Genomic DNA, 13,667 nt, shown 5'->3' with positions numbered 1-13,667 from the left:
AGTGCCGATCAACCGCCAGCGCCCTGGCACACGCGCCACCCATAGACCAGCAGCATATAGATCGCATCGCTTCATGCACCGCCGCTTCGCCGAACCCTCACCCCAACCCCTCTCCCGAGGGGAGAGGAGCTTGCTGTGCGCGCCACTCGCGGGCGAGCATCGCGTAGATGGCGTCGTCGGCCCAGCCGTCGCCATCGCGCCAGCTTTCGCGGTGAAGCGCCTCCTGGCGTAGGCCCAGCCGCTGCAGCAGCCGCACGCAAGCGAAGTTGCGCGGATCGACCGAGGCAAACATGCGATGGCGTTTCAGCTCATCGAACACCAAGGCCAGCGCGGCGCGCACGGCATCGGCGGCGAAACCCTGCCCTTGCTGCGCGGGCGCCAGCGTGATGCCGAACTCCACCATGTCCGCGTCCACGAAATGCAGACCCAGGTCGCCGACCAGTTCGCCCGTGCCACGCGAGCGCAGCGCAAATTGATACCAGCTTTCCGGCGTGTCGAAAGCCACAAGCTGCTGGCGTTCGATGAAACGTGCCGCGTCCTCCAGCGTGGCCGGTCGCCAGCCCTGGTAACGGCTCACCGCCGGGTCGGCGCGATACGCGAACAACGCCGCTGCATCCTCACGGCGCAGCGCATCCAGCCGCAGCCGCGCCGTGAGGAGCTCCATGGTCAGCGGCGCGCGACCGCGGCCGCGTGGATCGCGGCCTGGTGCTCCACCAGGTCGCGCCGCTCCAGCGCAAACACGCCCATCGCGCCCACCTTGAACTCGATCCACACAAAGGGCACCTCCGGCAGCAGCGTGGCCAGCGCGTGCTCGCTCTCGCCCACTTCGACGATCAACAGGCCGTCGTCGCTCAGCAGGTCGGCGGCCTCGTCGAGGATACGCAGGCAGATGTCCAGCCCGTCCGCGCCCGAAGTGAGGCCAAGCTTTGGCTCGTGCGCGTATTCGCCGGGCAGCGCGGCGTATTCGTCCTCGGTGACGTAGGGCGGATTGGAGACGATCAGGTCGTACTTGCGCCCACGCACGCCAGTGAACAGGTCGGACTTGATCGCCTCGACGCGGCCTTCGACATGCTGGAACACGATGTTCTCGCGCGCCAGCGACAGCGCCTCGTCGCTGACGTCGACGAGGTCCACGCGCCAGTCGGGGTTGTACTCGGCCATCGCGATGCCAATGCAGCCCGAGCCGGTGCACAGATCCAGCGCGCGCTCGATGCGGCGCTCGTCCAGCCAGGGCGCGAAGCCCGATTCGATCAGCTCGGCGATGGGCGAGCGCGGCACCAGGGCGCGGCGGTCGCTCTTGAATTTCAGGCCGGCGAACCAGGTTTCGCCCACCAGGTAGGCCACCGGCAGGCGCTCGTTGACGCGGCGCTCGATCAGGCCAAGCACCTGCTCGCGCTCTTCGGACGTGAGTTTGCCGGCGCCATAGACCGGCGAGAGATCCGGCGGCAGGTGCAGGCTGGCCAGCACCAGGTGGGTGGCCTCGTCGATGGGATTGTCGTGGCTGTGGCCGAAGGTCAGCCCGGCCGCCGCGAAACGGCTGGCGCCGTAGCGGATGAAGTCGATGATGGTGGCGAGTTCGGCAGTCACGGCAATCCGGGAGGCGGCAAGTCGGCCGGCGATTATAAGCCCCTCTCCCTCTGGGAGAGGGGTTGGGGTGAGGGTTCGGCAAGGTCAAAACACCACGCTCCGCACGAACCCTCTCCCGCCTGTCGGCGCCCTCTTCCGAAGGGAGAGGGGACTCACGGTGAAGAGCCCCGTCACCCGTATACTTCGCCGGATGACTTTCAAGATCCTGCTGCAATACATCCTTCCGCACCGTTTCCTGTCGCGCCTGGTCTACTGGGCCACGCGCCGGACCTTCGCGCCGTGGAAGAACTGGTTGATCGCCACCATCGTGCGCAACTACGACGTGGACATGACCGAGGCCGCGCAGCCCGATCCGCTGGCCTACCCGCATTTCAATGCCTTCTTCACGCGCGAACTGAAGCCGGGCGCCCGCCCGCCCGATGCCGACCCGGCCGCCCTGCTCTCGCCCGCCGACGGCCGCATCAGCCAGGCGGGCAGGATCGAGGACGGGCGCATCTTCCAGGCCAAGGGGCAAAGCTATACCGCCGCCGAACTGCTGGGCGACGAGGTCGCCGCCATGCCATACCGCAACGGCCGCTTCGTCACCGTCTACCTGTCGCCGCGCGACTACCACCGCGTGCACATGCCGCTGGCCGGCACGCTCACCGAAACCGTGCACGTGCCGGGGCGCATCTTCAGCGTGGCGCCGTTCGCGGTGGCGGCGATCCCGCGCCTGTTCGCGCGCAACGAGCGCCTTGTCTGCCACTTCGACGGCGAGCACGGGCCGTTCGCGGTGGTGATGGTCGGCGCCATCCTGGTGTCCTCGGTGGCCACGGTATGGGACGGGCTGGTGATCCCGCCCTACGCACCATCCATCAGACGCAAGTCCTTCACCGGCCAGCACATTACCTTGGATCGCCGGGCCGAGATGGCACGTTTCAACATGGGCTCCACGGTGATCCTGCTGCTGCCCGAAGGCATGGCCCAACTGGACGAATGGCAACCGCAGCAGGCGGTACGGGTGGGGCAGCGCCTGGGCCAACTGCACCATCCAACCCACGCATAACCGACGCCGGGAGGCGCCATCAGGCGACCTCAGCCGCGCCGGTCAGTGGCCTCGCACGACACAAACTGACATTTGTTGTCACCTTGTGACGCATTTGGTGCTTTTCCCGTCCAAAGCCGTTATCCTGACGCCGTCGTCACACGCGCGTCCGAGGATTCCATGCAACTGCTCAGCCCGGTCATCACCTTGTTCCGTGCCCACCAGCTCGACCGTCAATTGCGTGTGATCGAGCGCAGCGTGAACGCCCTGCCGCAGCGCAGTCGGGCGCAGTTGAGCATCCAGGTGCTGCGCGAGATTGGCCAGGCCTCGCGCAGCGAGTTCCCGCATCTGTACGGCACCTCGCCCGAAGCGCGTTACCAGCCTTGGGGCCAGGGCACCACCGCCGGCTTCGAACGCGCCAAATCGGACAACCCCGAGGTGGCCTTGCGCGGCATTGCGCTGTGGCTGGCGGTGGCCTACCACGAAACCAAGCATTCGCCGCAGGATCGCCTGCTGCCGCAGCACCGCCGGGTCGTGCAGCTGCTTGGTGACCTCAAGCGCCTGACCACCAGCAACACCGACAAGATCAAACAGTGGATGCGCCCGGCCGACGCCGCGCAAGCCTGAAGCGCCACGAAAACCCATGAAAAACCCCGCCTTGCGCGGGGTTTTTCATGGGCGCCGGACGGCCAATCCGCTCAGCGGCACGCCGGCACGCGCAAGGTATGCCCCACAGTCAGATGGTGATGACGCAAGCCGTTCATCTGCGCCACTTCCTGCACGCTGGAGCAATGCAGTTTGCGCACGATGCCGACCAGGGTATCGCCACGACGCACCTTGTAGGCGCGTGTGCGCGCCGGGCTGGCGGCATGCGGGGACGCCGGCGGATCGACCACCGCCGGCGCACTGGCGTGCTGCAGATCGGCCGCCAGGATCGGCCAGGGGCCGTCCACGCAGCGCACGGCATAGGCTTTCTCCAGCAGCTTGGGCACCTGCATCTGCGTACCGGCCGGCTGCTCCTGCTGTGGGTCGAGCCGCGGATTCAAATTGCGCAAGGTGCGGAACCAGCCTTCCTCCATGCCGCCGGCCGAACCCAGGCACACGGTGAGCTCCGAAACCGACGCCGGCCGCTTGAGCGTGACCGTGCCGGGCTTGCCGTCGATGCGGGGAAACCGCAGGTTGTAGCTGTCCGGGTGCAGAAACAGCCACGCGGCCGCCAGCACCGCCGGCACGTAATCGCGGGTTTCCTGCGACAAGTCGTTGTAGACGCGCGGATCGTAGAAGCTCACCGCAGTGTCGTCGCCCACCAGCCGCTTCATGCGCCCCTCGCCCGCGTTGTAGGCCGCCAGGCTCAGCTCCAGGTTGTCGTTGAACACCTTGAGCTGCTCGTTCATGTATGCCGCATTGGCATGCGCGGACGCAGCCGGATCGAAGCGCAGGTCGAAACCGCTGGCGTTGTTCAGCCCGAAGCGCAGGCCGGTGGCGTACATGAACTGCAGCGGCCCGGCAGCGCCCGAGCGCGACACCGCATGCACCTTGCCGCCGGATTCCTTGGCCATGATGCCGAACAGGATCGCCTCGGGCAGGTCGGCCTCCTGGTAGGCGGGCCGCATCTCGTAGCGCAGGTACTGGTAGTTGATCCAGGCATCGATGAGGTTCGGCCGCCACTGGGTCAGCCACATCTGCAGCGCGGCCTTCACCGCACCATTCATGGCGATCAGCTCGGACAGCTTCTGCCCGTGCAACAGGGTGACGCTGCGCTGTGCCTCCGGCAGCCGTGCCGGGCCGCGCTGATCCAGTGCCGTGCCGGTTTGTGGCTCGTCATCCAGGCCTTCGTCGCCGATGAAGCTGCCGTCCTTCAGGTGCAGCATGCGGTCGTAGGCGGAAAAGAAGCGTTGCGGATCGCAACCGGCGACGTTGCCGCACTGTGTTGCGGCATCCTTCAGCGAGTCCAGCGCCTGCGCGAGGGTCTGCTGACCCTTGGCCTCGTTGCCCGCGCGCACTTGCTGCAGTGCCGTCTCGTACGCCTGGCTCGCCTGATCGAGCCGCGCGTACAGCGCCGCCACCGTGGCCGCTGGCCTGGCGCCGCCCGTGCCTGCACACGCGGCCAGCATGCAAAGAGCGGCCGCGAGCGGAACGCCGCGCAAGGATCGGGCAATGCACACTTTCCGCATGAAGTCGGGCACCTGACGAAAAACGGACACCATAGCGGGCGACATCGGCATACTCAATGAATCGGCTTGTCGAAGGCAGCCCTTTTCGCCTCGAATGTTTCCATCGCCCAAGCTCCCAGAATCAAGCACCATGGCCGGTCAGACCCTCCGCACACCATCCAGCATGGCCCATCCACCGATGTCCCGCATCGAAATCGTCCCCATCGACACGCCTTTTGGCGAGCGCCTCGTCGCCGGATTCGGCACCGCCTACCTCGTCCCGGCAGAGATCAACCTGCCACTGTGCGCACTGCTCCACCGGCACCACGAACGCTCCGACATGGAATCCGAGGCGCCAAGGCTCGCCATGGCCAATGGACAGGATGACGACAACCGGCTCATTGACGCGGCGCGCCTGCTGGGCACGCACACAGACCAGCGCGACGAGGCGGGTGCCCTGCTGGAACGGCTCGCCGACCACTGGCCGGAGCACCCGCTGCGCGCCGAAGTCGATGCGCTGCGGCGGCAGCTGGCAGGCGCGGCATGAGCCGCTGGCGCCCACCCTCGCCCGGCTCCACGGCCATCATCACCCGTGCCGGCTTCGAGCGGCTCAAGGCCGAACTCGACCACCTCTGGCACACGCTGCGCCCCGAGGTGGTGAAGGCGCTGGCGGCAGCCGCGGCCGAAGGCGACCGCTCGGAAAACGCCGAATACACCTACCGCAAGAAACAGCTCGGCGAGATCGACCGCCGCGTGCGCTACCTGAGCAAACGCATCCCCGTGCTCAAGGTCGCCGAAGGCTCGCCCGCCGATCGCGAGGCGGTGTTCTTCGGCGCCACCGTCGCGCTGGAAAACCTCGCCAGCGACGAGGAAGTGAGCTACCGCATCGTCGGCCCCGACGAAACCGATGCCAAGCTGGGCTGGATCAGCATCGACTCGCCGCTGGCCCGCGCCGCGCTGAAAAAGCGCATCGACGACGAATTCGACGCCGAGCTGCCCGGTGGGCGCACGCGCTTCCTGATCGTGGGCGTGCGCTACGACGCCTGAGTATCTGCCGAGAAAATCCGTGCGATCTCGCCCTGCTCCAGCGCCCGCCACGCACCCGGCGCCAGCGTGCCCAGGGTGAGCGCGCCCACAGCCACGCGCTGCAGGGACTCCACATGGTTGCCGGTGGCGGCGAACATGCGACGCGCCTGGTGGTAGCGGCCCTCGTGCAGGGTCAGTCGCGCGTGGCGCGGAGCCAGCACCTCAAGCCGGGCGGGCAGCAGCGGTGTGGTTTCGGACTCCAGCAGCAGCGTGCCGCTGGCGAACAGTCCGGCCTCGTCACCGCGCAGATCCTCGGCCAGGGTGGCCTCGTAGACCTTGGCCACGTTGGCCTTGGGCGAGATGATCCGGTGCAGCAGCGCGCCGTCGTCGGTGAACAGCAAGAGGCCCGAGGTGTCGCGATCGAGCCGGCCCACGGTGGAGAGCGCGGGATCGCGCAGGCGGTAGCGCGGCGGCAGCAGGTCGTAGACCACGCGACCCTGATCCTTGCGCGAGCAGGTGGCGCCCAGCGGCTTGTGCATCATCACGAGCAGGCCGGTGGGCGGGTCCAGCGGCTCGTCGTCCACGCGGATCGCGGCATGCTCCCGTTGGTCGTCGGCGTAGAGCACCTCGCCGTCGGCATCGGTGACGCGGCCTTCGCGAAACAGCCAGGCCACCTCCTTGCGGCTGCCGTAACCCAGGTTGGCGAGCAACTTCACCAGTTTCATGCACGGGCCTCGATCACCTTGAATCCATCCTGCACGATCACCTCGCGCACCTCGTTGAATTGTTGTGCCAGCACCGCCTCGTAGGGCAGATGACGATTGGCCACCAGCCATAGCCGGCCCTGCGGCGCGAGCGCGGCGGCGGCGGCATGGATGAAGGCGCGCCCCAGCTCCGGCAGGTCGGCGCGTCCCTGATGAAACGGCGGATTGCTGACGATGACGTCATGGCGCGACGGCAAGCCGGTGGTGACGTCGTGCCAGTGCACGGCGACCGCCACCACGCGACCGCTGGCGGCCACGGCGCGCGCCAGGTTCGCGCGCGCCGGTTCCAGCGCGCGCGCCTCGGCCTCATACAGATCGAGCGCGGTAACGGCGGGGCAGCGCGCCAGCACCTGCGTGGCTAGGTAGCCGTAGCCGGCGCCCAGGTCGGCCACGCGGCCGTACAGGTCGGTGGGCAGGTGCGCGGCCAGCAGCCGGGAGGCGGCATCGATGCGATCCCAGGCGAACAGGCCGGGGCGGCTCAGGAAACCGTCGGCGGTTTCACGCGGCGCATCCAGCGCCAGCCAGGCGTCGCGCAGCGCTTGGTCGACCGCTGCGCACGTCGCCCAGAACACCCGGCATTTGTGCTTGGAGAGGCTGCGCACCGACCCGGCAAGTTGCGCCAGGTCGGCCTCGGCGGACTTGGCGCCCTGCGTGTTCGCCACACTGGCCAGCACCACGCCGCCCGGCTGCACGTGGTGCAACGCGCGGGCGAACTGGATGCGGCGTTCCTCGCGCGAGCGCGCCGGCAGCAGCAGTACCAGCGGGTAACGGGCCTCCACGGCCGGCTCGCCAACCGCGAAACCGCTGCGCTCCAGCGCGTCGGCGAAGGGCTTGAAGCCCTGCACGCATCGCCATGTGGGCCGCGCCAGCTCACGCAGGCGAAACCCGTCGCGCGCACCGAGGAACAGCACACGGTCATCCTCCGGCCAGCGCAACTCGCCCGCCTCGAAGGGCAGGAACAGGGCATCGAGTTCCGCGTCAGGCGCGGCGGCGGCGTATCCGGCGAGGGTCACGAGCTGGGGCGTTCGGCCAAGGGGCGGCCATTGTACGGTGCGTCTCGCCGCGCGTAGGAGTCCGCCGGCAGGCGATGTTGTCGTCTTGATACATCGGAGCAGGAGCATCGCCCGCCAGCGGGCTCCTACACGCCGGTCAGCCCTTGCCTCTGGCGTCCAGCATCGCCTTGAGGTCCGCGAAGGGATTGCCGGTGGCGGCAGCCTGCACCGGTGCGGCGAGCTCGTAGCCGGCACCACGCACGTGGTCGATATGGCGGGCGTGCTCGTTGTCGTGGCAGTACACGCAGAGCAGTTCCCAGTTGCTGCCGTCGGCGGGGTTGTCGTCGTGGTTGTGGTTGCGGTGGTGCACGGTGAGCTCGCGCACATTGTCGCGAGTGAACTCACGCGCGCAGCGTCCGCACACCCACGGATACATCTTCAGCGCGCGCTCGCGGTAGCCCAGCTCGCGCTGCTCGGCGGCGCGGCGGGCCTCGGCCACGATGCGATCGAGCTTGGCGTCATCGGGTTTGCGGGGGGCGGGCATGGCGGGTACTCGAAGGGTGTTGCGCGGATTATGCCGCGCCCGGCACCGCCGCGATCAGGGCACCGGCGTGCTGGCCGCCGACGCGGGCAGCTCGGCCACCATCTGCTCGGCCAGCGGCTGATAGCCGCCTTCGAAGTGGTGATCGCCGTTCTTGGGATGCACTTTCACCCACGCCGGCAGGCCGGGGTCGGTGCACAGGCTGTCGTCGGCGTCGTCCTTGCCGTAGTAGCACATCACCGGAAACTGCTGGTTCAGCGCTGTCACCGGCGGCAGGGCGTTGTAGTGCTCCACCTTGTTGAATTTTTCCAGCACGGTTTTCACGAAGGCCTTGAAGCGGCCCTGCGCCACCATGTAGCCCTCGAACTGGATCTCGAAGCTGGCGTCGCGACTGGGCGAGAGCAGCACCAGCTGGGCGATGCGCGCACGGTTGGCGGGGCTGAGCTTGTCGATCAGGGTGGGCAGCACGTCGGCGCCGAAGGAAAAGCCCACCAGCCACACGCGACGTTTGTGCCACTGGCCAAGGTACTTCGTCATCAAGGCATCGAGCTGCGCGGCAGCCACGTCCGGGTCGCGGTTGCGCCAGAAATACTTGAACGCGTTGACGCCCAGCACGGGGATACCGCGCGCCGCGAATGCGCCGCCGAGCTGCTTGTCCAGGTCGGCCCAGCCGCCGTCGCCCGAGTACAGGATGGTGAGCACATCGTCCTGACCCGCTGGTGCCGCCACGCCAGCGCCAGGCGTGAGCACGATGACGGATTGCTCCAGGCTGGGTTTGGAGAACGGCGTCCAGACCATCGCCAACCCCAGCACGCACACACCGAATCCTGCCCACATGATCCGTTTTCCCCGTTTCGGCAAACTCATCGACGCACGACTCCGGTGAGGCCACCGGAAATCAGGCTGGCCACGTTGGCAAGGATCAGCGGCAGCGCGATGCCGCCAGGCACGGCCATGTAGCGCGGCTCCCATTCGGGGTCGAACTTGTCCTTGTAGCGCTGCAGGCCCTGGAAATTGTAGAAGCGCTCGCCACGGCCGAACACCAGCGCGCCGAAGCGGTTCCACAGCGGTGCCTGGCGTCGGCTGGTGAGTCCGGCCAGCGGCGCCATGCCGAGGTTGAACCAGCAATAGCCTTCGCGCTTGGCCCATTGCATCAATTCGACGAACAGGAAATCCATGAGCCCGGAGGGGCCGTCGGGCAGGAAGCGCATCAGATCCAGCGAAGCCTCTTCCTTCGTTCCGGTGAGGAACAGGTTGGCGAAGGCCACGATGTCCTCGCCGTGGCGTACCAGCGCCATCGGCATGCGCACCAGATAGTCCGGGTCGAACGCGCCCAGCGAGAAGCGCTTCTCGCGCGCGTGCTTGTCGCCCAGCCAGGCGTCGGAGATCTGCTTGAGCCGGGGCAACAGCGGCGCCACCTGCTCCGCCGGCACGATTTCCAGGTGCAGGCCTTCGCGCGCGAGCTTGTTGACGGTGCCGCGCAGGGTTTTCTTCGACTTGCCGTCGAGGTTGAAATCCGCCAGCCGCACGCGCGCCTCCTCGCCGATCTTCAGCAGGTTCATGCCCACTTCGAGATACAGGTCGAGGTCGGCCGGGCTGACCTGGTAGAACACCGGCCAGCCACCCGCGCGCGCGCAGCGTTCGATGAAACTCCACACCAGCTCGCGGCGCGCATCTTCGTCCTCGCCCACCGGGTCGCCCATGGTCACCCAGCTGCGCCCTTCGGCGTCGTACATCAGGAAGGCCTTGCCCGCCTCGTCGAACAACAGGCGTTTGTCGCCCATCAAGGCCAGATGCGCTTGTGCCGAACGGTAACCACGGATCAACGGCAAGGCACGATTCATATCGGCCTCACTGGGCGCCACATGACGCAGGCGTTGCGGGCGGATCAACACGGCCAGCGCAAACAGCAGGCCCGCCGCCGCCGCGCCCACCAGCGCGCGCAGCGCACGCGGCGCACCACCCTGATGGAAACTGAATTCCCACCACAGGCTGTTGCTGTAATCCACGTGCTTGTAGCTGAACATCACCAGCCAGGTGGCGCAGCCGAACACGGCGAGAATGGCCAGAATCCAGCCCACCGAGAAGTTGGCGCTGAACAGCGAGGCGCGTCGGTAGAACAGCTTGTGCGCCGGCCCCAGCGCCAGCGCCAACAGCGCCAGCAAGGTGGCTTCCTCGTAGTCGATGCCCTTGAGCAGGGAGAACACCGCACCAGCCAGAAGCAGTACCAGGGTCGCCCAGTAGGCCACGTCCAGCCGCCGTTGCAGGCCGCGCGCGAGGATCAGCAGCATCATGCCGATCACGCTGGCCATGAAGTGCGACACTTCCAGCACCGACAGCGGCAGCACGTCGCGCAAGAGCGCCATGCGGTTGGGCAGCGCGCGGGTCGCACCGGAGAACAGCAGCACCGCGCCCGAGACCAGGGTGAGCCCGGCGAAGAACGAAGGCAGCAGCGCGTTGAACCACGGCGACCACAGCGACTGCCGGCGCAAGCCACGCGCCTCGCGCTGCAGCACCAGTACGGTGGCCGCGCACAGCGGCATCAGGTAATAGACGATGCGGAACGCCGCCAGCGAACCCAGGATGGGCGCGGCCAGCGCCTCATTGCCGGTGGCGCCGAAGCCGGCCAGCATCACCGCCTCGAACACGCCGAGGCCACCCGGCACATGGCTGATGAGGCCGGCGATCTGCGCGATCACGAAGATCGCCAGGAAATGCCCGAAGCCGGCATTCAGGCGGTCGGGCATCAGCACGTACATCACCGCCGCCGCCAGCCACCAGTCCAGCGCGCCCACCAGCACCTGGCGCAGCGCGGCGGAAGGCGTCGGCATCCGCACCTGCCAGCGCCACAGCCTGAACGGCCTGCGCACGAAGCCGCCCAGCACCCAGGCCAGCGGTATCGCGGCCAGCGCGATAGCCACCACCACGCGCCACTGGCTCATCGGCAAACCCGAGGGCAACGGCACCACCAGCAAGGTGACGCCAGTCAGCGCCAACAGTCCCAGCCAGAAACTCAGCGTGCAATACAGCACCAGCTTGGCGATCTCGGCGGTGGAGAGGCCGTTTTGCAGATAGAAGCGGTAGCGGATCGAGCCCGATACCAGGAAGGACATGCCCACCGCATTGCTGAAGGCATAGCTGATGAAGGAAATCAGCGTGACCCGCCGCCACGGCAGCGACTTGCCGATGCTGGCCAGGCCAAAGCGGTCGTAGAGCGACATCACGCCAAAGCCGGCCGTGGTCAGCACGATCGCCAGCAGCAGGCGCGGCCGCGACACGCTGTGCACGTAGGCGCGGATCTGGTGGTAGGTGACGTCGCGCGCCAGCAGGTGCAGCGCCCACAAGGCCAGGCACAGCATGCCCACCGACAACAGCGGCCCGCCCAGGCGGCGCAGCCACACCTCCCACGGGCCGGGCGGGTTCAGGGCCTCGTCCACGGCCGGCGCTTGCTCGACTTTTTCCTGCTCCACGCGGTGCTCGTTTTCCCTGAAGGCCGTCCAGTTTAGGCCACGCGCCGTGGTATTCGGTGAATGGCCACCACGCTCACTCGGCGCGGGCGCCCTGCCCCATGCGTGCGATCCAGCGGTACATCAGCACCACGCAGACCGTGAACGTCACGCCGCCGATCCAGATGGCCGCCGTGTGGAAGCCCTCGCCTACCAGCGCCAGCGGCGCATTGCGGTTGGCGAAGCCGAGCTTGTCGGAGAACGCCACCAGCGCCGCCACGATCACGCCCAGGAGGCTCTCGCCCACGATCAGGCCCGAGGCCAGCAGCACACCGAGCTGCTTGGTCGCCTCCGCCTTCGGGCCGCGCTCCGCACGCTGGTCGAACCAGGCACCGACCAGCGCGCCCACCACCACCATCAGCGTGGTCGAGGTGGGCAGGTAGATGCCCAGGCCCACCGCCAGCGGTGGCAGGCGCACCGACTTCGCCGTGCGCGCGAGCGTCTCGTCGAGCAGGATGATCGCCACGCCGATGCCGCCGCCAATGGCGATCAGGCTCCAGTCGATGTTGCCGGTGATGACGCCCTGCGCCAGCGCCGAGATCAGACCTGCCTGCGGCGCCGGCAGTGCGCGCGCGGGATCGACGCCCGGCGCGCCGAGGAAGCCGTAGGCCTGGTTCAGCAGATCCAGCACCGGCGGGATCACCAGCGCGCCGGCGATCACGCCGATCACCAGCGCCCACTGCTGCAACGCGGGCGTGGCGTCCACCAGTTGGCCGGTCTTGAGGTCCTGCAGGTTGTTGTTGGCGATCGAGGCCACCGCGAACACGATGGCGGTGATGAACAGCGCAAACGCCACCAGCGCCTTGCCCGCGTCCGCCGGCACCATGGCCTTCACCCCCAGCACCAGGAGCAGCGCGGCGATGATGACGACCAGGATGCCCACGCCCGACAGCGGGCTGTTCGACGAACCGATCAGGCCGGCCATGTAGCCGCACACGGCGGACACCAGAAAGCTCAGGATGATGACGAACAGCACGCCGCCGACCACCAGCAGGGTGACATGCTCGCCCAGCCCGCTGATGTTCGCGAAGTGGCCCAGCAGCCAGCCCACCGGGATCAGGCACAGCAGGGTAATCAGGCCAACCAGGCCGATCGGCATGTCGTGCTCGGTGCGCGGCAGCGTGTGCAACTGGCCGCTCTTGCGCGCCTTCGACGCACGCATTGCACCGGACAGGCCGCTGATGACGGGCTTCACCAGCTTGGCCAGCGTCCAGATCGCCGCCACGCCGATGGTGCCGGCGCCGACGAAGCGCACGTAGTGGCTCCAGGTGGCCTGCGCCGCATCCACCGCCGCGCCGGATGCGGGATGCAACAGCAAGAAGTGCGGCACCGCCCAGCCCCAGCCGATCACCGCGCCCAGCAGCATCGCCACGCCCACCCACAGGCCCACCAGGTGGCCTACCGCGAACAGTGCGAAGGAGAGGCTGAAGTCGAAGCCGGTGGCCGCACCCCTGTCGCCCACGCGGAAATAGCTCGACACCGCGTCGGCGAAGACCTTGGTCTGCACAACCACGTAGAACACCGCCGAGACGATGGCACCCGCGACCACCGCCTTCAGCCCGGCGCCGCCGGATTCCACCGACTCCGCCGCCTCTTCACCGCCGCTCGCCCCCACCTTGAGCACCTCGGCGCAAGCCACGCCTTCCGGGTACGGCAGGTCGGAATCGGTGACCAGCGCGCGCCGCAGCGGGATGGTGTACATCACGCCCAGGATGCCGCCGGTGGCGCAGATGCCGAAGCTCATCCAGAACGGAAAGCCGTTCCACCAGCCGATGATGATGAGACCCGGCAGCACGAAGATGATCGAGGACAGCGTGCCAGCGGCCGAGGCCACCGTCTGCACGATGTTGTTCTCCTGCATGGTGGAGTTCTTCATCGCGCGCAGTATCGCCATCGAGATCACCGCGGCCGGGATCGAGGTAGCGAAGGTCAGGCCGGCTTTCAGGCCGAAGAACACGTTGGCCGCGGTGAACACCACCGTGATGACGATGCCGATGACCAGGCCGCGCAGAGTGAGTTCGGCGCGCGAAGACGCGCTGGACACGGACGGTGGATTCACGTGGATGCTCCCCGA

13 protein-coding genes are annotated in these 13,667 nt (G+C 67.7%); 4 read left to right on the top strand and 9 right to left on the bottom strand.

What is annotated here, in order from left to right; translation table 11 throughout:
* Positions 1-97: 97 nt before the first annotated feature.
* Both AC3WQA_RS16745 and prmB read right to left on the bottom strand, forming a co-directional pair.
* Complete coding sequence (locus AC3WQA_RS16745) at positions 98-664, bottom strand: GNAT family N-acetyltransferase (RefSeq protein ID WP_492676163.1); 567 nt, start codon at positions 662-664, stop codon at positions 98-100.
* Positions 665-666: 2 nt separating this feature from the next.
* Entirely contained in the window at positions 667-1,587 is a 921-nt protein-coding gene (gene prmB / locus AC3WQA_RS16740) for a 50S ribosomal protein L3 N(5)-glutamine methyltransferase (protein ID WP_492676162.1), read from the bottom strand.
* A 190-nt stretch (positions 1,588-1,777) separates the two neighbouring features.
* Between prmB and asd the strand changes: the two genes are divergently transcribed.
* Positions 1,778-2,632, top strand: a complete 855-nt coding sequence (asd, locus tag AC3WQA_RS16735) for an archaetidylserine decarboxylase (RefSeq protein ID WP_492676161.1) — start codon at positions 1,778-1,780, stop codon at positions 2,630-2,632.
* A gap of 159 nt (positions 2,633-2,791) precedes the next feature.
* On the top strand, positions 2,792-3,238 hold the full coding sequence (locus tag AC3WQA_RS16730) for a hypothetical protein (protein ID WP_492676160.1): 447 nt from the start codon (positions 2,792-2,794) through the stop codon (positions 3,236-3,238).
* Between the two features lie 71 nt (positions 3,239-3,309).
* Here the strand turns inward: AC3WQA_RS16730 and AC3WQA_RS16725 are convergent, their stop codons facing one another.
* Positions 3,310-4,785 (bottom strand): transglycosylase SLT domain-containing protein, encoded by a 1,476-nt coding sequence (locus AC3WQA_RS16725; RefSeq protein ID WP_492676159.1) that lies wholly within the window; start codon positions 4,783-4,785, stop codon positions 3,310-3,312.
* Between the two features lie 130 nt (positions 4,786-4,915).
* On the opposite strand from AC3WQA_RS16725, the gene AC3WQA_RS16720 reads away from it, so the two are divergent.
* Complete coding sequence (locus tag AC3WQA_RS16720; RefSeq protein WP_492676158.1) at positions 4,916-5,311, top strand: hypothetical protein; 396 nt, start codon at positions 4,916-4,918, stop codon at positions 5,309-5,311.
* A complete protein-coding gene (gene greB / locus AC3WQA_RS16715; RefSeq protein WP_492676157.1) occupies positions 5,308-5,811 on the top strand; it encodes a transcription elongation factor GreB in 504 nt (167 codons plus the stop codon). The genes AC3WQA_RS16720 and greB overlap by 4 nt, the downstream gene beginning before the upstream one ends.
* Here greB and AC3WQA_RS16710 read toward each other — a convergent pair.
* From AC3WQA_RS16710 to AC3WQA_RS16685, 6 genes are all read right to left on the bottom strand, one after another.
* Positions 5,799-6,515, bottom strand: a complete 717-nt coding sequence (locus AC3WQA_RS16710; protein ID WP_492676156.1) for a pseudouridine synthase — start codon at positions 6,513-6,515, stop codon at positions 5,799-5,801. The two genes, greB and AC3WQA_RS16710, sit on opposite strands and share 13 nt — an antisense overlap.
* Entirely contained in the window at positions 6,512-7,567 is a 1,056-nt protein-coding gene (locus AC3WQA_RS16705; RefSeq protein WP_492676155.1) for a class I SAM-dependent methyltransferase, read from the bottom strand. The genes AC3WQA_RS16710 and AC3WQA_RS16705 overlap by 4 nt, the downstream gene beginning before the upstream one ends.
* A gap of 136 nt (positions 7,568-7,703) precedes the next feature.
* Positions 7,704-8,090 (bottom strand): YajD family HNH nuclease, encoded by a 387-nt coding sequence (locus tag AC3WQA_RS16700; protein WP_492676154.1) that lies wholly within the window; start codon positions 8,088-8,090, stop codon positions 7,704-7,706.
* Positions 8,091-8,144: 54 nt separating this feature from the next.
* Entirely contained in the window at positions 8,145-8,924 is a 780-nt protein-coding gene (locus AC3WQA_RS16695) for an AcvB/VirJ family lysyl-phosphatidylglycerol hydrolase (protein WP_492676153.1), read from the bottom strand.
* Positions 8,925-8,950: 26 nt separating this feature from the next.
* Positions 8,951-11,557 carry a bifunctional lysylphosphatidylglycerol flippase/synthetase MprF gene (gene mprF / locus AC3WQA_RS16690; RefSeq protein WP_492676152.1) on the bottom strand — a complete coding sequence of 869 codons (2,607 nt, stop codon included), beginning with the start codon at positions 11,555-11,557 and terminating at the stop codon, positions 8,951-8,953.
* 73 nt (positions 11,558-11,630) lie between these two features.
* Complete coding sequence (locus AC3WQA_RS16685) at positions 11,631-13,652, bottom strand: OPT family oligopeptide transporter (RefSeq protein ID WP_492676151.1); 2,022 nt, start codon at positions 13,650-13,652, stop codon at positions 11,631-11,633.
* Positions 13,653-13,667 lie beyond the last annotated feature (15 nt).

Source organism: Rhodanobacter sp. FW106-PBR-R2A-2-24 (genome assembly GCF_058789615.1).
The sequence above is the reverse complement of the archived record's forward strand: the minus strand, read 5'-3'. Positions and strand labels throughout refer to the sequence as shown.